This window comes from Arthrobacter sp. NPDC056727 (assembly GCF_042790555.1).
Classification (GTDB): domain Bacteria; phylum Actinomycetota; class Actinomycetes; order Actinomycetales; family Micrococcaceae; genus Arthrobacter.
Genome location: NZ_JBHTZA010000009.1, coordinates 21,563 through 38,954, shown reverse-complemented (window position 1 = coordinate 38,954; position 17,392 = coordinate 21,563). Strand labels below are relative to the sequence as shown.

The 17,392-nt window shown below is 67.3% G+C and carries 16 protein-coding genes; 11 read left to right on the top strand and 5 right to left on the bottom strand.

Features of this window, described 5'->3' with window-relative positions; genetic code table 11:
* Positions 1-10 precede the first annotated feature (10 nt).
* From ACFRAH_RS10950 to ACFRAH_RS10940, 3 genes are all read right to left on the bottom strand, one after another.
* Positions 11-415, bottom strand: a complete 405-nt coding sequence (locus ACFRAH_RS10950) for a DUF4383 domain-containing protein (protein WP_377990909.1) — start codon at positions 413-415, stop codon at positions 11-13.
* A gap of 130 nt (positions 416-545) precedes the next feature.
* Complete coding sequence (locus ACFRAH_RS10945) at positions 546-1,184, bottom strand: hypothetical protein (protein ID WP_377990908.1); 639 nt, start codon at positions 1,182-1,184, stop codon at positions 546-548.
* A gap of 140 nt (positions 1,185-1,324) precedes the next feature.
* On the bottom strand, positions 1,325-1,798 hold the full coding sequence (locus tag ACFRAH_RS10940) for an Lrp/AsnC family transcriptional regulator (protein ID WP_377990907.1): 474 nt from the start codon (positions 1,796-1,798) through the stop codon (positions 1,325-1,327).
* A gap of 196 nt (positions 1,799-1,994) precedes the next feature.
* On the opposite strand from ACFRAH_RS10940, the gene pdhA reads away from it, so the two are divergent.
* From pdhA to ACFRAH_RS10925, 3 genes are read left to right on the top strand one after another with little or no spacing between them, the layout of a single operon-like run.
* Complete coding sequence (pdhA, locus tag ACFRAH_RS10935) at positions 1,995-3,170, top strand: pyruvate dehydrogenase (acetyl-transferring) E1 component subunit alpha (RefSeq protein WP_377990906.1); 1,176 nt, start codon at positions 1,995-1,997, stop codon at positions 3,168-3,170.
* Positions 3,170-4,180, top strand: a complete 1,011-nt coding sequence (locus ACFRAH_RS10930; RefSeq protein ID WP_377990905.1) for an alpha-ketoacid dehydrogenase subunit beta — start codon at positions 3,170-3,172, stop codon at positions 4,178-4,180. Before pdhA ends, ACFRAH_RS10930 begins: the two co-directional genes overlap by 1 nt.
* Positions 4,181-4,188: 8 nt before the next feature.
* Positions 4,189-5,559 carry a dihydrolipoamide acetyltransferase family protein gene (locus tag ACFRAH_RS10925; RefSeq protein ID WP_377990904.1) on the top strand — a complete coding sequence of 457 codons (1,371 nt, stop codon included), beginning with the start codon at positions 4,189-4,191 and terminating at the stop codon, positions 5,557-5,559.
* A 161-nt stretch (positions 5,560-5,720) separates the two neighbouring features.
* Here the strand turns inward: ACFRAH_RS10925 and ACFRAH_RS10920 are convergent, their stop codons facing one another.
* Entirely contained in the window at positions 5,721-6,416 is a 696-nt protein-coding gene (locus tag ACFRAH_RS10920) for a TetR/AcrR family transcriptional regulator (protein ID WP_377990903.1), read from the bottom strand.
* Between the two features lie 145 nt (positions 6,417-6,561).
* Between ACFRAH_RS10920 and ACFRAH_RS10915 the strand changes: the two genes are divergently transcribed.
* From ACFRAH_RS10915 to ACFRAH_RS10885, 7 genes are read left to right on the top strand one after another with little or no spacing between them, the layout of a single operon-like run.
* Positions 6,562-8,169 (top strand): carboxyl transferase domain-containing protein, encoded by a 1,608-nt coding sequence (locus ACFRAH_RS10915; protein WP_377990902.1) that lies wholly within the window; start codon positions 6,562-6,564, stop codon positions 8,167-8,169.
* A 7-nt stretch (positions 8,170-8,176) separates the two neighbouring features.
* On the top strand, positions 8,177-10,399 hold the full coding sequence (locus ACFRAH_RS10910; protein ID WP_377990901.1) for a biotin carboxylase N-terminal domain-containing protein: 2,223 nt from the start codon (positions 8,177-8,179) through the stop codon (positions 10,397-10,399).
* 2 nt (positions 10,400-10,401) lie between these two features.
* On the top strand, positions 10,402-11,577 hold the full coding sequence (locus ACFRAH_RS10905) for an acyl-CoA dehydrogenase family protein (RefSeq protein ID WP_377990900.1): 1,176 nt from the start codon (positions 10,402-10,404) through the stop codon (positions 11,575-11,577).
* A 55-nt stretch (positions 11,578-11,632) separates the two neighbouring features.
* Positions 11,633-12,424 (top strand): CoA transferase subunit A, encoded by a 792-nt coding sequence (locus tag ACFRAH_RS10900; protein WP_377990899.1) that lies wholly within the window; start codon positions 11,633-11,635, stop codon positions 12,422-12,424.
* A gap of 2 nt (positions 12,425-12,426) precedes the next feature.
* Positions 12,427-13,179: a CoA transferase subunit B gene (locus ACFRAH_RS10895; protein WP_377990898.1), complete on the top strand. Its 753-nt coding sequence runs from the start codon at positions 12,427-12,429 to the stop codon at positions 13,177-13,179.
* The gene (locus ACFRAH_RS10890) at positions 13,176-13,703 is read left to right on the top strand and encodes a MaoC family dehydratase (protein ID WP_377990897.1); all 528 of its coding nucleotides are present in this window, start codon (positions 13,176-13,178) and stop codon (positions 13,701-13,703) included. The genes ACFRAH_RS10895 and ACFRAH_RS10890 overlap by 4 nt, the downstream gene beginning before the upstream one ends.
* Positions 13,704-13,718: 15 nt before the next feature.
* A complete protein-coding gene (locus tag ACFRAH_RS10885; protein WP_377990896.1) occupies positions 13,719-14,549 on the top strand; it encodes an HpcH/HpaI aldolase/citrate lyase family protein in 831 nt (276 codons plus the stop codon).
* Positions 14,550-14,567: 18 nt separating this feature from the next.
* Here ACFRAH_RS10885 and ACFRAH_RS10880 read toward each other — a convergent pair whose 3' ends face one another.
* Positions 14,568-16,013 (bottom strand): lipase maturation factor family protein, encoded by a 1,446-nt coding sequence (locus ACFRAH_RS10880; RefSeq protein ID WP_377990895.1) that lies wholly within the window; start codon positions 16,011-16,013, stop codon positions 14,568-14,570.
* A 159-nt stretch (positions 16,014-16,172) separates the two neighbouring features.
* On the opposite strand from ACFRAH_RS10880, the gene dxr reads away from it, so the two are divergent.
* Positions 16,173-17,390 carry a 1-deoxy-D-xylulose-5-phosphate reductoisomerase gene (gene dxr / locus ACFRAH_RS10875; protein ID WP_377990894.1) on the top strand — a complete coding sequence of 406 codons (1,218 nt, stop codon included), beginning with the start codon at positions 16,173-16,175 and terminating at the stop codon, positions 17,388-17,390.
* The last annotated feature ends 2 nt before the right edge of the window (positions 17,391-17,392 follow it).

Genomic DNA, 17,392 nt, shown 5'->3' with positions numbered 1-17,392 from the left:
CCGGGCTCGGCTAGGCGCGGGCCGTGGCGGGGACCTTGTCCAGGGACAGGCCGACGCCGAGCAGCAGGACGGCGCTCGCCAGGTGGAGTACGTTGTCCGCGCCATTGAGGGCAATGATGTTGAGCGGTGAGCTGAGCAGGAACAGGCCGACGATGCCCACGAGCAGGTACACGGCACCTACCGCGGTGTTGACGGTGCGCGCCAGCTGGATGTCCCTGACGCCGGCGTAGAGCAGTGCGGCGCCAATGGCCAGGTGGATCACGTTGTGCAGGGGATTGATCTCGAAGATGATCAGGTTGGCGCCTTCAGTGGAGAAGAAGCCCACTCCCGAGGTTACGGCGAAGCCGACGAGTCCCACCAGCAGGTAGACGGCTCCGAAAACTGTGGCGACGAGTCGGTTGGGTGAATTGCGCATGGCCCATGTCCTTCCGGTTGGGGCCGGGGCAGGTGCCACGGCCTTGGTGCGGAGTCCCCGGGCGGGACCCCTCGGAAGCAATTCGGCCCTGGTTTTGGCTTGGATGGGTGGGTGGTTGGTTGGAAGATGATCAGGACTTTGGCCGGAGCCGGATGGTGACCAGCTTCAGATCGTCCTTGCCGGCGAAGCGGTACACGAGGTCGACGTCCTTGCCCTGGCACTTGATGAGCCCGGCGACATCCGCGATGGTGTTGCCGTTCTGGCTGCTGACTTTGAGGTCGTCGTAGGCCGTCGTGCAGGACGGATCCAGCTCGAGGCTCTTGACGCCGGACGCGAACTCCTCGCGGCTCAGCTGCTCTTTGAGGCTGGGGTCCATGTAGTCGTTGTAGGCCTTGTCGGTCTCGCCAGCGATGACCAGCTTGGTGAAGCTGTCCGCCAGGTCCCCGGCCTGCCGGGTGGCTCCGCCCACGAGGTTCACCAGGAGCAGCACCCCGACGAGCACCAGCAGGAGCACGCCTGCCACAATGCCCACGACGATCCAGACGCCCTTGCGGCTTCTGGCCGGCGGCAGGCCCGGCAAACCGAACGGAGAAGGCGGCAGCGGCCGCCGTCCAAGTGGCTGCTGCGGATCGGGCTGGTTCGGAGCCGGCTGCTGCGGGCCGGGCTGTCGCCCGCCCTGCTGGTAGGGGCCGAGCTGGTAGGGACTCGGCTGCTGCGGCGCGGGCTGTTGCCCGCCCGGCTGCTGCGGGGGGAGCGGGGGATTGCTCAAGGGTGGCCTTTCCGGCACCGCACCAGCGGCACTCCTGCTAACGGGCACGCCGGCGCCCGGTCACTTTTGTGGAATAGCCTATAGCGCCCGCGCCCGGGAACCGCGATGTTTTCCCGTGGTTACAGCCAGCCCGTCGGCGCTCAGTCGTCCGCCGAGTTGCGGTCAAGCAGCGGCTGGATCCGGAAGGGGATCAGTTCCCCCATGGCCAAGGCAGTATCGGTCCGCTCCACGCCGTCGCAGGCAAGGATCTTCCCGTTGATCCGGAAGAGGTCTTCGGCGTCCAGCGCCACCACGCGCAGCAGCAGGTCCGCTGAGCCAGTCAGCCCGTAGCCCTCGAGGATCTCCGGCACGGCCGCCAGCTCATCGGCGAGGGAGCCGAGCTTTTGCTGCTGGACGTGGACCGAGATGAAAGCCATGAGCGGATAGCCCAGGGATACCGGATTGATGCGCCGCTCGAATGAGAGGAAGGCGTGCTTCTTTTCGAGCTGGGCCATGCGCGCCTGGACCGTGTTGCGGGACAGGCCCAGCTTCTGCGCGAGGGCCACTACAGTACGGCGGGGATCCTGTGCCAAGGCGGAGAGCAGCCGGGTGTCAGTGCCATCCAAAGCTTGCATAATGCGCAAGGCTAGCACGGTCTGAGTCCGTCAAACAGTGCATTCTGCTCAGTTTCTGCCGCAGTGGTTGTACCAGTTGAACATTGTGAGTATGGTCACAATTAACCGGGGCAAAGGCGCCCGGGAGGCCGGAATGCGGCGGTATCACAAGTCCTGCCGCGGGATGGTTACACGACGTCAGAAGGTTGCGGCAACAGTGGTGACAGACGATGCGGGCCAGGGCGGAACAACCGCCGGCCGGGACAACGAGGCAGGGCACCAGAGTGGCGCGGGCCACAGCATGGTTCAGCTGATCACCCCCGCGGGGGAGCGCGTCAGCCATCCGGAGTATGACCCCTGGGTCAGGGACGTATCAGACGAGCAGCTGTGCTCGCTCTATGAGGACCTGGTGGTGATCCGGCGGATCGATAAAGAGGCTACTGCCCTGCAGCGCCAGGGTGAGCTGGGCCTCTGGCCGCCGCTGCTGGGGCAGGAGGCCTCGCAGGTGGGCTCCGTGCGGGCCCTGCGGGATGACGACTTTATTTTCCCCAGCTACCGCGAGAACGGGGTGGCTTACTGCCGCGGGGTCGACCTGGCGGACATTCTGCGTGTCTGGCGCGGCGCGGCCTCCGGCGGCTGGGACCCCTACACGGTCAACATGGCCATTCCGCAGATCGTCATCGGCGCGCAGACGCTGCATGCCACCGGCTACGCTATGGGAATCCAGAACGACGGCGCCGATTCCGCGGCGATTGTGTACTTCGGCGACGGAGCCACCAGCGAGGGCGACGTCAACGAGGCCATGGTCTTCGCCGCCAGCTTCCAGGTCCCCCTCGTCTTCTTCTGCCAGAACAACCATTGGGCCATCTCCGAACCGGTACGCCTCCAGTCCCACACCCAGCTGGTGGAACGCGGGGCCGGATTCGGAATCCCCAGCATGCGCGTTGACGGCAACGACGTCCTGGCAGTTATGGCAGCCACGAGGGTCGCCCTTGACCGTGCCCGCCGCGGCGGCGGCCCCACCTTCATCGAGGCTGTCACCTACCGGATGGGACCGCATACGACGGCGGATGACCCCACCCGCTACCGCGACCCCAACGAACTGGAAGACTGGGCGGACAAGGATCCCATCGGCCGGGTCCATGCGCTGCTTGACCGGAAGGGCCTGTTCACCGACGAGTTCGAAGCCGGCGTGCGGACCAAGGCTGACGCCGTCGCCCGCGAACTGCGTGCCGGCTGCGTTGGCATGCCGGACCCCGAACCCCTCGACGTCTTCAAGCACGTCTACAGCACCCCCAACTCCTGGCTGGACCGCCAGCAGGAGCACTACTCCCGTTACCTTGCCAGCTTCGGCGATCCCGCAGCGGCAACCCAAGAAGAAGGTGCGCGCTGATGACGCAGATGACCTTTGCGCGGGCAATAAACTCCGGCCTTCGCAGATCCCTCGACAACGATCCCAAAGTGGTCCTCATGGGCGAGGACATCGGCACCCTGGGTGGCGTCTTCCGCGTGACGGACGGGCTGCAGAAGGACTTCGGCAAGCACCGCGTCGTGGACACGCCCCTGGCCGAGTCCGGGATCGTGGGCACCGCCGTTGGCCTGGCCTACCGCGGGTACCGGCCGGTGGTGGAAATCCAGTTCGACGGCTTCGTCTATCCGGCCTTCGACCAGATCGTTTCCCAGGTGGCGAAAATGCATTACCGCAGCCGGGGCGCCGTGAAAATGCCCATCACCATCCGCATCCCGTTCGGCGGCGGCATCGGGTCGCCGGAACACCACTCCGAGTCGCCCGAGGCCTACTTCGCGCACACGGCAGGCCTGCGCGTGGTCACCCCGGCCAGCCCGCAGGACGCCCACACCATGATCCAGCAGGCGATTTCTTGCGATGACCCTGTCGTGTTCTTTGAGCCCAAGCGCCGCTACCACGACAAAGGCGAGGTGGATGAGGCACTCGATCCTGCGGCAGCCCCGCCGATGGGCCAGGCCAGGGTGGTCACGGACGGAAGCGATGTCACGTTGATCGCCTACGGGCCGCTGGTGAAGACTGCCCGCGATGCTGCCACGGCGGCCGCGGACGAGGGCGTCTCAGTAGAGGTCATTGACCTGCGCTCGCTGGCTCCCGTGGACTTCGCCACCGTGGAGGCCTCGGTCCGCAAGACGGGCAGGCTGGTGATCACCCACGAGGCCGGGCAGTCCGGCGGGCTTGGGGCGGAGGTTGCGGCCAGCATCACCGAGCGCTGCTTCTACCACCTGGAGGCGGCACCCGTCCGCGTCACCGGGTTTGACGTGCCGTACCCCTATTCGAGGGTGGAGATGCACCACCTTCCGGATCTGGACCGGATTCTCGACGGCGTGGACCGTGCGCTGGGCCGGCCGAATTCGCTGAGCGGGCTGGAAGGATGACCGCCACCATGATCAAGGAATTCCGGCTGCCCGATCTCGGCGAAGGACTGACCGAATCCGAAATCATCAGCTGGAAGGTGGGGGTCGGGGATACCGTCAGCCTGAACCAGGTCATTGCCGAGGTGGAGACCGCCAAGGCGGTGGTGGAACTGCCCTCCCCGTTCGCCGGCGTCATTACGGCCCTGCACGAGCAGCCGGGAACCGTTGTGGAGGTGGGCAAGCCGATCGTCTCGTTCGAGGTAACGGACGACGCCGGCAGCCCGCCTGCCGCTGCCGCTCCGGCTGAGGCGGCGCCCCCCAAGAGGGAACCCAACCTCGTCGGGTACGGCGCCGTCGTCGAAAGCACCGGCCGTCCCGTCCGCCGCCAGCGCACGCTGCCTTCACCGGTGGTGGAGCCTGTCGAAACCAAGTCGGTCGAAACCAAAGCCGCCGCGGTTGAGCCCATCGAAACCAAGCCGGTCGAAACCAGGCCCGCCGAGCGGCCCCGTTCCACGCCGCCCGTCCGGAAGCTGGCCAAGGACCTGGGTGTGGAACTGGAGAGGGTTGCGGGAACCGGCCCCAGCGGACTGATTACCCGCGACGATGTCCGCAACTTCGTGGGCGGCGGGGACCTTCCCTCAGCAGCCCATGGGTTGGCAGCACAACCAGGTGCACCCCAGGCAGCGCCGGTACAGGGTGAGCGTGAGGTCCGGACTCCGATCAAGGGTGTGCGCAAATTCACGGCCGCCGCCATGGTCAGCAGTGCCTTCACGGCGCCGCATGTGACGGAATTCCTCACAGTGGACGTCACTCCCGCCATGGAGCTGCTGGCCCGTCTCAAGGAGGGCAAGGCCTTCGCCGGCCACAAGCTGACGCCGCTGACCCTCGTGGCCAAGGCCGTCCTGATCGCGCTCCGCCGCAATCCCGGGCTCAATGCGAAATGGGACGAAGCCAACCAGGAGATCGTGCAGTTCAACTACGTGAACCTTGGCATCGCGGCCGCAACCCCGCGCGGGCTCACCGTTCCCAACATCAAGGATGCCGACCGCCTGGCGCTCGTGGACCTCTCCACGGCGCTCGCGGAACTGACGGACACCGCGAGGGCCGGCAAAAGCAGCCCGGAGGATCTTTCGGGCGGGACCATCTCCATCACCAACATCGGTGTCTTCGGGATCGACGCCGGCACGCCCATCCTCAACCCGGGGGAGGCCGCGATCCTCGCCATGGGCGCCGTACGCAAGGCCCCCAGGGAGTACCAGGACCAGGTCGCGCTGAGGCAGGTCATGACGCTGAGCCTGTCCTTCGACCACCGGCTGGTGGACGGCGAGCAGGGATCCAGGTTCCTGGCTGACGTTGGCGCCCTCCTCGCGGACCCCGGCATGGCCTTCGCAATGGCCTGATTCCGGGTGTATTGCAGGAGCCTGCAACCAAAACGGGGCACTTTGAAGCCGGAAGCGGAATCAAATCGCCCAAACTTCGGCGTGTCCGTGTCGAAGTGCCCCGTTTCGGCCTCGCGAGGGTTCGCCGCGCCGCCTGGCCGCGGAATGCCGGAGTTGCGGGGTCAGCGGGCGAGCGGGCTGGCCGTCACCAGCAGGGCCGCCAGCGCCATGTTCTCCAGGAGCGGGCGCGCCGACTTGATGGCCATCCGCCGGCCGTGGTTGCGGACGGAGTGCGGCGTGGAGTTGATGAGGCCGAAGGTGGCGTGGGCGCGCATGCGCAGTTCTGCCGTGTCTGTGGTGCCGTGGATGCCGGCGAGCACGTCCACCCACACCTCCACGTAGCTGCGCTGCAGGGCCCGCACCTGTGCCTGGTCCTCACTGGCCAGGTTGCTGAAATCCCTGTCCTGCACCCGGATCACGTCGGGGTTGCTGAGGGCAAAGTCAACATGGAACTGCACCAGCCGGGCCAATGCGGCGGAGGGTTCGGGCGCGTCGGCAACCACGTGGCGGCCGCCGTCGAGCAGGTCCTGGCTGACGGTGAGCAGTAATGCGCCCAGCACGGCCTGCTTGCCCGGGAAGTGGCGATACACGGCGGGTCCGCTCACGCCTGCCGCGGCGCCAAGGTCCTCGAGGGAGACCTTGTTGAACCCGTCAACGGCGAAGAGCGAGGCCGCCGCGGACAGCAGCGCCTGCCGGCGGGACTCCTTCGCCCGGCTGCGCTGCGTCGGGCCTGCTGTTGTATCAGGGCCGGATGGTGTCTCCTCGCTGGCCGCGGCCCGGCCGGCAGTGGTGAGCTCTCCGTGATCTGTGGTGGGCACATTTCCTCCTCGAAACCCCAAGAACTCTACCAACATCCTGTGTTGGACATCACAGTTACTAGAGACTAACCTAAACTCAGTTACGAGGCACTAACCGAAATGCGGCAGGACTGCCGCCGGAAGTGCCCGGGAATGGAAGCGGTCAATGGAGACACTCGCCAGCCGGCTGGATACCGCCGGCAGCGCATTTGAGGCCAACAGCCTTGCGCAGCGCGCGCTCGCCGACGAGCTGCGGAAACGTCTTGCCGCCGCGGCCCTGGGCGGGCCGGAAAAGTCCCGCGAGCGGCACATGGCCCGCGGCAAGCTGCTTCCCCGGGAAAGGATCGACCGGCTGCTCGACGACGGCAGCCCCTTTCTCGAGATTGCCCCGCTGGCGGCGAACGGCATGTACAACGACGATTCGCCGGGCGCCGGCATCATCGCAGGCATCGGCCTGGTCCACGGCCGCCACGTGCTGGTCATCTCCAATGACGCCACCGTCAAGGGCGGCACCTACTATCCAATGACGGTGAAGAAGCACCTTCGGGCCCAGGAAATTGCGCTCGAAAACCGGCTCCCGTGCGTCTACCTCGTGGACTCGGGCGGTGCCTTCCTCCCCAAACAGGACGAGGTCTTCCCGGACCGGGACCATTTCGGCCGGATCTTTTACAACCAGGCCAGAATGTCGGCCGCGCGGATTCCCCAGATCGCGGCCGTCCTGGGCTCCTGCACCGCGGGCGGCGCCTACGTTCCAGCGATGAGCGATGAAACAGTGATTGTCCGGAACCAGGGAACCATCTTCCTGGGCGGTCCGCCCCTCGTGAAGGCGGCCATCGGCGAGATCGTCAGCGCTGAGGAGCTTGGCGGCGGTGATGTGCATTCGCGGATTTCCGGGGTTACTGACCACCTTGCCGAGAACGATGAGCACGCCCTGCAGATCGTCCGCGACATCGTCGCGACACTGCCCGTACCTGCCGAGCCCGTCTGGGACGTGGACGCCTCGGTCGAACCGGCTGCCGGGCCCGGCCAGCTTTACGGCGCCGTGCCCACGGACGTCAACGCGCAGTACGACGTCCGCGAGGTGATCGCCCGCCTGGTGGACGGCAGCCGCTTCCACGAGTTCAAGAAAAACTATGGCCCCACCCTGGTGACCGGCTTCGCCAGGCTTCACGGACATCCCGTGGGCATTGTGGCCAACAACGGGGTGCTGTTCAGTGAGTCGGCGCTCAAGGGCGCCCACTTCATCGAACTGTGCGACCAGCGGGGCATTCCGCTGCTCTTCCTGCAGAACATCTCCGGCTTCATGGTGGGCAAGGACTACGAGCAGGGCGGGATCGCCAAGAACGGCGCCAAGATGGTCACGGCCGTGGCCACCACGCGCGTGCCAAAGCTGACCGTGGTGATCGGCGGGTCCTTCGGCGCCGGCAACTACTCGATGTGCGGCCGGGCGTATTCGCCGCGCTTCCTGTGGATGTGGCCTGCCAGCAGGATCTCCGTCATGGGCGGCAACCAGGCATCCAGCGTTTTGGCCACCGTCAAGCGCGACCAGTACGAGGCGGCCGGGCAGGAGTGGTCCGCCGCGGATGAAGAGGCGTTCAAGGCCCCCATCCGGCAGCAGTACGAGGACCAGGGCAGCCCCTACTACTCCACCGCGCGCCTGTGGGACGACGGCGTGATCGACCCCGCGGAGACCCGCACGGTGCTGGGTCTGGCCCTCGATGTCGTGTCCCGCGTCCCGCTGCCGGAGTCCTCCTTCGGCCTCTTCCGAATGTGAGCCCGGGATGACTGCCGAAACTTTGTTCCGCACCGTCCTGGTGGCCAACCGCGGCGAGATTGCCTGCCGGGTGATCAGGACCCTGAGGGCCATGGGCATCCGCTCGGTTGCGGTCTACAGCGACGCCGACGCCGGTGCCCGCCACGTGCGCGAGGCCGACACTGCCGTCCGGATCGGCCCCGCCGCGGCGGCCCAGAGCTACCTCAGCATCGAGGCCATCATCAGGGCCTGCCAGGACACCGGAGCCGAGGCGGTTCACCCCGGCTACGGCTTCCTGAGCGAGAATGCCGACTTCGCCCGTGCACTGGAAGCCGCCGGCATCGCCTTCATCGGCCCCGGGGTCGAGGCCTTGGATGTCATGGGGGACAAGATCCGCTCGAAGAACCACGTGGCCGGGTATGGCGTTCCCGTGGTCCCGGGCGTCGCCGAACCCGGCATGACTGATGCGGAACTCATCGCCGCCGCCCCGGCCGTGGGTTTCCCCCTGCTGATCAAGCCCTCTGCGGGCGGCGGCGGCAAGGGAATGCATGCCGTGGACCGGCCCGGGGACCTGCCGGCCGCCCTGGCCACCGCACGGCGGGTGGCTGCGGGCGCGTTCGGAGACGACACCCTGTTCCTGGAACGCCTGGTGACGTCCCCGCGGCACATCGAGGTGCAGGTCCTGGCCGACGCCCACGGCAACGTCATCCACCTGGGGGAGCGTGAGTGCTCCCTGCAGCGGAGGCACCAGAAGGTCATCGAGGAGTCGCCGTCGCCGCTGCTGGAATCACTGCCCGACGGCGAGGCCGTCCGCGCGAAGATCGGCGAGGCCGCCTGCCAGGCCGCCCGCAGCGTCCACTACACAGGCGCCGGCACCGTGGAGTTCCTCGTTTCGGACGACTCACCGGACGAGTTCTTCTTCATGGAAATGAACACCCGGCTCCAGGTGGAGCATCCGGTGACGGAAATGGTCACAGGCGTCGACCTCGTCGAGTGGCAGGTGCGCATCGCCGCCGGTGAGGTGCTCACCGTCGCGCAGGACGACGTCGTACTCAATGGCCATGCCGTGGAGGCGCGCGTCTACGCCGAGACCCCGGAGAAGAACTTCCTGCCGTCTGCAGGAACAGTGCTTCTGCTGGACGAGGTCCCCGGCCCCGCCCCCCGCCCCGGCGCCGGCGCCCGCGTCGAAGTCGAAACAGCCCGGGGACGCATCCGGGTGGACTCGGCCTTGCTGGATGGACTGGAGATCTCCTCCAACTATGACCCGATGATTTCCAAGGTCATCGCCTGGGGCGGGGACCGCAAGGTGGCCCTGGACAACCTGGACGAGGCGCTGGCCGGGTACACCGCGCTGGGAATCGACACCAACGTGGAATACCTGCGCCTGCTGATCAATGACGACGACGTCCGCGCCGGCCGCCTCGATACCGGCCTGATCGAGCGCAAGATGCCGCAGTTTGCGTTCCGCCGTGCGGGTGACGCCGAACTGGTGGCCGCGGCCCTGTACGCATTGGCCGCCGAGGAGGAAGCGAAGCAACCGGAACCCGAAGGCAACGCGTGGAAGCGCCGCGACGGCTGGCGAATCGGAGCCGCGGCCCCGCGGCAGATCAACCTGGGAACCCCCGAAGGCGGCGTTGCCACAGTGAAGGTGTGGCCTTCCGCCGCCGGTGAACAGACCACGGTGAGTGTGAACGGAGGCCGCCGGCTCACGGCCCTGCTGGAGTTCACGGGCCGCCACCTTCCGGTGCTCACCCTTAACGGCGAGGTCAGCCGTTACGCCGTCGCACCCGTTCACACAGGTCCCCCCGCGCGGGGCTGGATGGAGCCCGATCCCCGCATCCTGTCGGAGCTCTTCCTTGGCAGCGGCGGCTGGTCCTGCCGCCTCGAAGTCCTCACCCGTGAGACCCTCCTGGAGCGCGTGCTGGCGGCCACCGAGCGGGAGGAAGGTGCCGCCGACCCGGAGGTGCGCTCACCGATGCCCGGAACCGTGGTGTCCGTCTCCGTGAGCAGCGGCGACACGGTGGAGGCCGGCCAGGTGCTCCTGTCCGTGGAGGCCATGAAGATGGAGCACCAGCTCGCGGCCGAAGTCGCCGGCACCGTCCACATCAGCGCCGCCACAGGTGACCTGGTCAAGGCCGGCCAGGTCGTCGCCACCATCCACGCGGACCGGCCGGCCGACCTTGAAAAGGCGGACCCCGAAGCGGCGGGTGCCGCAATCCACGATCCAACAGATGAACGTAAGGAGGCCTAGCCATGGCCGATTTTGACCTCAGCGAGGAGTACCAGGACCTCAGCAAGACCGTCCGCGAATTCGCCGACGAGGTGGTGGCCCCCGTGTCCACCAAGCACGATGAGGAGCACAGCTTCCCCTATGAGGTGGTGGCCCAGATGGCCGGCATGGGGCTGTTCGGCCTGCCGTTCCCGGAGGAGTACGGCGGCATGGGCGGCGACTACTTCGCGCTGGCGCTGGCGCTGGAGCAGCTGGGGCGGGTGGACCAGTCAGTCGCCATCACGCTCGAGGCCGGTGTTTCGCTCGGCGCCATGCCAGTCTTTCGCTTCGGCACCGAGGCCCAGAAGCAGGAGTGGCTGCCGCTGCTCGCATCCGGAAAGGCGCTCGCCGGCTTCGGCCTGACCGAACCCGAAGCCGGCTCCGACGCCGGCGGCACCAAGACCACGGCCCGGCTCGAGGACAGCGGAGAGGAAAAAAACTGGGTCATCAACGGCAACAAGGAATTCATCACCAACTCCGGAACGGACATCAGCAGGCTGGTGACCGTCACCGCCGTCACCGGCCAGCAGGAGCGCAAGGACGGCAGCATCAAGAAGGAGATCTCCACCATCCTGGTGCCCACCGACACGCCCGGCTTCAAGGCGGAAAAGGCGTACAACAAGGTGGGCTGGAATGCCTCGGACACGCACCCCCTGACCCTGCGGGACGTCACTGTACCCGAGGCGAACCTGCTGGGGGAGCGGGGCCGCGGCTACGCGAACTTCCTGTCCATCCTGGATGAGGGCAGGATCGCCATCGCGGCCCTTGCCACCGGCGCCGCGCAGGGCTGCGTGGATCTGTCGGTCCGCTATGCCAAGGACCGCAGCGCCTTCGGGACCAATATCGGCAAGCACCAGGCCATCTCCTTCAAGATCGCCCGCATGCAGGCACGCGCCCACACAGCCCGTCTGACCTACTACGATGCGGCCGCCAGGATGCTCGCCGGCAAGCCGTTCAAGACCCAGGCGGCCATAGCTAAGATGGTCGCAGGCGAGGCGGCCATGGACAACGCGCGGGATGCCACCCAGGTATTCGGCGGCTATGGCTTCATCAACGAGTTCACCGTGGCGCGCCACTACCGGGACTCCAAGATCCTGGAGGTCGGGGAGGGCACCACGGAGGTCCAGTTGATGCTCATCGCAAGGGAACTCGGGCTGTAACGGGCCCAGTGGCCGGGTCTGTCGAGAGTCTGTGGAGACGCCGAAAGGATCAACGATGATTGACAAGGTTGTTGCCAGCGCTGACGAAGCGGTCGCGGACATTTCCGACGGCGCGTCGCTCGCCGTCGGGGGTTTTGGACTGTGCGGGATCCCGGTGGCGCTCATAGACGCCCTCCACCGGCGCGGCACCACGGACCTGGAGACCGTCAGCAACAACTGCGGCGTGGACGACTGGGGCCTGGGGGTCCTCCTGCGGGACGGCAGGATCCGGCGGACAGTCAGCTCGTACGTGGGCGAGAACAAGGAGTTTGCCCGGCAGTACCTCGCCGGCGAACTGGAAGTGGTCCTCACCCCGCAGGGCACCCTCGCCGAAAAGCTGCGCGCCGGCGGCGCCGGCATCCCCGCCTTTTACACGAAGGCGGGCGTCGGCACCCAGGTGTCCGACGGCGGCCTGCCGCAGAAATACGACGCCGACGGCGGCATCGCCATCGCGTCCCCGCCGAAGGAAGTGCGGAGCTTCGGCGGCGTCGACTACGTCCTGGAGGAATCACTGACCCCCGACTACGGGCTGGTCCATGCCTGGAAGGGAGACCGCCACGGGAACCTCGTCTTCCACGCCACGGCCATGAACTTCAACCCCCTGTGCGCCATGGCGGGCCGGATCACCATCGCAGAGGTGGAGGAGCTCGTGGAGCCGGGCGAGCTGGATCCGGAACACGTCCACCTGCCGGGCATCTTCGTCCAGCGGGTGGTCGTGGTGCCCGAGTCCGAGAAGCGCATCGAGAAGCGGACCGTCGCACTGTCCGCGCCGGCAAGCACCGGAACCGGCGAACAGGCAGGAGCGTAGCCATGGACCTGAACAACGCAGAGGGGCAGCCGCCACGCCCCGAGGCCGTACGCCACGAATACCGCCGGGCCGCCTCATCGCATCCCGAGGGCAAGGGCTGGACCCGCAATGAGCTCGCCGCCCGGGTGGCCCAGGAGCTGAGCAACGGGCAGTACGTGAACCTCGGCATCGGCATGCCCACGCTCATCCCCAACTACATTCCGGCGGGCGTTGAAGTGGTCCTGCACTCCGAAAACGGCATCCTCGGCGTCGGCCCTTATCCCGGCGAGGACGAGGTGGATCCGGACCTCATCAACGCCGGGAAGGAAACGGTCACCGTCAACAAGGGCGCTGCGTTCTTCGATTCCGCCCAGTCCTTCGGCATGATCCGCGGCGGGCACGTGGACGTGGCGGTGCTCGGCGCCATGGAGGTGGCCGCCAACGGGGACCTGGCCAACTGGATGATCCCGGGAAAGATGGTCAAGGGGATGGGCGGTGCCATGGACCTGGTCTTCGGCGCCAAGAAGGTGATCGTCATGATGGAGCACGTGGACCGGAGCGGAAAGCCGAAGATCGTGGAACGCTGCTCGCTGCCGCTGACGGGCAGGGCGTGCGTGGACCGCATCATCACCGACCTCGGCGTCCTCGACGTCGTGGCTGATGCCGGCGGATCCCGCCTGGTGCTGCGCGAGCTGGCACCCAACGTCTCGGCGGAGGACATTGCCGCGGCCACCGGGGCGGAGCTGTTCGAGGAAGACCAGGAACTCACCGTATGAGCGCCGAGCCGGCAGACGCGACCACCGGCAACGCGCGGGTCATCGAGCAGCGCGGGCTCTACTTCGAGGAACTCGAGCAAAACGTCGTTTACGCCCACCGCCCCGGCCGGACCGTCACGGAGACGGACAACGTGCTGTTCACCACCATGACCATGAACACGCAGGGGCTGCATCTTGACGCGGCCTGGAGCGCGGAACAGCCCTTCGGGCAGCGGCTGGTGAATTCCATGTTCACGCTGGCCACCGTGGTGGGCCAGTCCGTCGCCCAGCTGACCCAGGGCACCATCATTGCGCAGCTGGGGCTGACGGACGTCTCCTTCCCGCACCCGCTCCACCACGGTGACACCCTCTATACGGAGACCGTCATCACCGGCAAACGGCTCTCCGGGTCACGGCCGGGGCAGGGCGTCGTCACCATGGAGCACACCGGGCGCAACCAGGACGGAACGGTGGTGGCGCTGGCCACGCGAAGCTGCCTGATGTGGACGCGCGAGGCACATATAGAGGCGCAGCGGGGCAAATAATCGGACAATGGCAGTATGACTTTTGTGATGGGACCCGCCCTGCTTTTCTGCCCCGCCGATCGCCCGGAGCGCTTCCAGAAGGCTGCCGAGCGCGCCGACGCCGTCATCCTGGATCTTGAGGATGCCGTCGCCGCGCCGGACAAACAGCGGGCACGCGGCGCCATCCTGGCCCAGCTCGGCGGCTCCGGTGACGGGCCGGAGCTGGATCCCAGCCGGACCATCATCCGGATCAACCCGGCCGGTACGGAGGACTTCGAGAAGGATCTGCACTGCCTGGCCCACACGCCTTACCGCACCGTCATGCTCGCCAAGGCGGAGAGCGTCAGCCAGCTCCGGGCCCTGCCGGACTTCCACGTGATTGCCCTGTGCGAGACGGCCGCCGGCGTGGTCCACGCACCCGCCATTGCTGCCGAACCCAACGTGGTGGCCATGATGTGGGGGGCCGAAGACCTGCTCGCCTCCCTCGGCGGCACGTCCAGCAGGAATGACGACGGCGGCTACCGCGCCGTTGCCCTGCACGCCCGCTCCGCCGTGCTGCTGGCAGCCGGCGCGTCCGGCAAACAGGCCGTGGACGCCGTGTACGTGAACATCCCGGACCTTGACGGGCTGGCCGCGGAGGCCCGGGACGCCGCCGCCTCGGGCTTCGGTTCCAAGGCCTGCATCCACCCCAGCCAGGTGAGCGCCGTCCGGGCCGCCTACGCACCCTCGGGCGAGGACGTGGCCGCTGCTACGGAACTGCTGGACGCGGCGCGCGCAGCGGGGGCCGGCGTGTTCCAGTACCAGGGCCGGATGATCGATGGACCCATCCTGCGGCACGCGGAGTCGGTGCTCCGCCGCGCCACGTAGAACGAGCCCCGGCAGCAATCATTTCCCTGCCCGCAGCGAAATGGGCGGGATCGCCTCGTAGAGCGGTGTCCGGATCCAGCGCTGGCCGGTCTCCCGGAACTCCGCGCGGGTGGCGAAACGGTACAGATAGGTGCGGGCGCGCACCCAACGGGGGCGCTCGCCGTCGAACGGGTCAGTGCGCAGGAGCCGCAGCATGGCTGCGTCCGCCTCCAGCAGCTTGCCCAGGAAGGCGTAAAACCACTCCTCGTGGACCGTGCGCAGGGGCAGGAACCACATGAGCCAATCCAGCCGCAGGTGGTACGGGGCCCACTGCCGGGGCAGCCTGCGCACGTCGCCCGGCTTCCCCTTGAAGCCGTATTCGCGCCAGTCGGCCGCTTCATCCGGCTCCTCGTCCAGTGTGCCCTCCACCGCCACCTCGACGCGCTGCTTGGTTACCGTGCCGAACGCGCCGTACGTGTTCACCAGCTGCCAGCGGTTGAAGCTGGCGTTCATCAGCTGGTAGTGGGAGAACAGGTTCTTGATGGGCCCGTAGCTGAGGACCACCAGGAGCAGGGACGCGGCCAGCGTGATGAGGAGCCACCACAGCGGTGTCTCCCCGGTGCTGTGCCAGTCCAGCGGAATGAACGGCAGCACCGCGTGGGCCACGGGATCGCTGACCCCGGCAAAGGCCAGCACAATCGCAATCCAGTTCAGCCAGGCGAAATTGCCGCTGGCCACCAGCCACAGCTGCGTGAAGATGATGATTCCGGCGGCGGTGCTGCCCAGCGGCTGCGGCGCGAAGAGGAAGAACGGCACCACCAGCTGGGCGAAGTGGTTGCCCACCACCTCCAGCCGGTGGAAGGGCTTGGGCAGCAGATGGGCCTGCCGGCTTAACGGGCCCGGCATCGGCTGGGTCTCGTGGTGGTAGTAGAGGGCGGTGAGGTCGCGCCATTCCCGGCCGCCGCGGATCTTGATCATGCCGGCACCGAATTCCAGCCGGAACACCAGCCAGGCCACCAGGATCAGGACGGTCCGGGGCGGATCGGTCTGGTCCGAGCCCAGGAACGCGACAGTGAAGCCAGCCTCCAGGAGCAGCATCTCCCAACCAAACCCGTAGAACGTCTGCCCCACGTTGACCACCGACATGTACAGCAGCCACAGGGCCAGGAACGCGGCCAGCGGCACCCAGGGCGGGCCCAGCTGGGGCAGGCCCAGGACCAGGACGCCGGAAATGACCAGACCCGTTGCACAGACCGCCCGGAACAGCCTGTCCGAGTAGCGCCAGCGGAACAGCGTGGGCCTGCGCATCCGGCTGAAGCCCTTCAAGTAGTCCGGAACAGGAAGGAGGCCGCGCTCGCCGAGAAGAGCGGGGAACTGGTTGAGGGAGGACAGAAACGCGACGAAGTAGAGTGCGGCGACACCGCGCTGCAGCACCTGCCGGGCGAATTCATAGTCCGGCGCATCGAACCACGCGGCCCAGTCCACGGGCACCACGTTACCCCGGCGGGGAAGCGCGTCAAGGTGCTGGCAGGCCGCATCCTGCGACGCTGATCCCCGTCCGTCCGGCGGCCGCAGTCCGGGTCCGTCCGGTGGCCGTCATCCCTATCCGTCCGGTGGCCGCCGGCAGTGCGGGATACTTAAGCAATGCAGACTTCGGGCCCCGACCTACCCAGAACAGGCCAGCCGCGCAGGATCGTCATCCTCGGATCCACCGGTTCCATCGGCACCCAGGCAATTGACGTCATCGACGGCGCCCCACACCTTTTCGACGTTGTGGCGCTGAGCGCCGGAGGCGGCAACCTCGAACTCCTCGCCCGGCAGGCAGTGCACACCCGGGCCGCCGCCGTCGGCATCGCCCAAGGTGATCCCGGGGTCCTCCGGGACCTGATCAATGACGCGGCGGGCGCGGCAGGGATTGGGCAGTACCGTCCCGAGATCATCGCAGGCCCGGACGCGTCGGCCCGGATCGCTTCCGTAGAGGCGGACGTGGTGCTCAACGGCATCACGGGGTCGATCGGACTGGCGCCGACCCTTGCCGCGCTGGAGTCCGGCGCCATCCTGGCGCTGGCCAACAAGGAATCCCTGATCGTTGGCGGCTCGCTGGTCAAGGCCGCGGCCAGTGAGGGCCAGATCGTGCCGGTTGACTCCGAGCATTCAGCCATCGCGCAGTGCCTGCGTTCCGGGACGGCCGCGGAGGTGGACAAGCTCATCCTGACCGCCTCGGGCGGGCCCTTCCGCGGCCGTACCCGCGAAGAGCTGTTCGCCGTCACTCCGGAGGAGGCGCTGGCCCACCCCACCTGGGACATGGGCCTGATGGTCACCACCAATTCGGCCAGCCTGGTGAACAAGGGACTTGAAGTCATCGAGGCGCACCTGCTCTTCGACATCCCCCTGGACCGGATCGACGTGGTGGTCCATCCCCAGTCCGTCATCCACTCCATGGTGCAGTTCGTGGACGGTTCCACGATCGCCCAGGCGTCCCCGCCGGACATGCGCCTGCCGATTGCGCTGGGCCTGGGCTGGCCGGACCGGGTGCCCAACGCGGCTACGCCCTGCGACTGGAGCCGGGCCACCAACTGGACGTTCGAGCCGCTGGATGCCCAGGCCTTCCCCGCCGTCCGGCTTGCCAAGGACGCTGCGCGGCAGGGAAGCACGTACCCTGCAGTGTTCAACGCCGCCAACGAGGAAGCCGTCATGGCCTTCCACGCGGGCCGGATCCGGTTCACGGACATCGTGGACACCATCGAGGCCGTCCTCAGCGAACATTCGGGTTCCTCCGAGCTAACGGTCGGATCCGTGCTCGATGCTGAGAAATGGGCACGTGCGCGCACCCACGAACGTTTAGCAGTGAGCAGTCTCTAGGA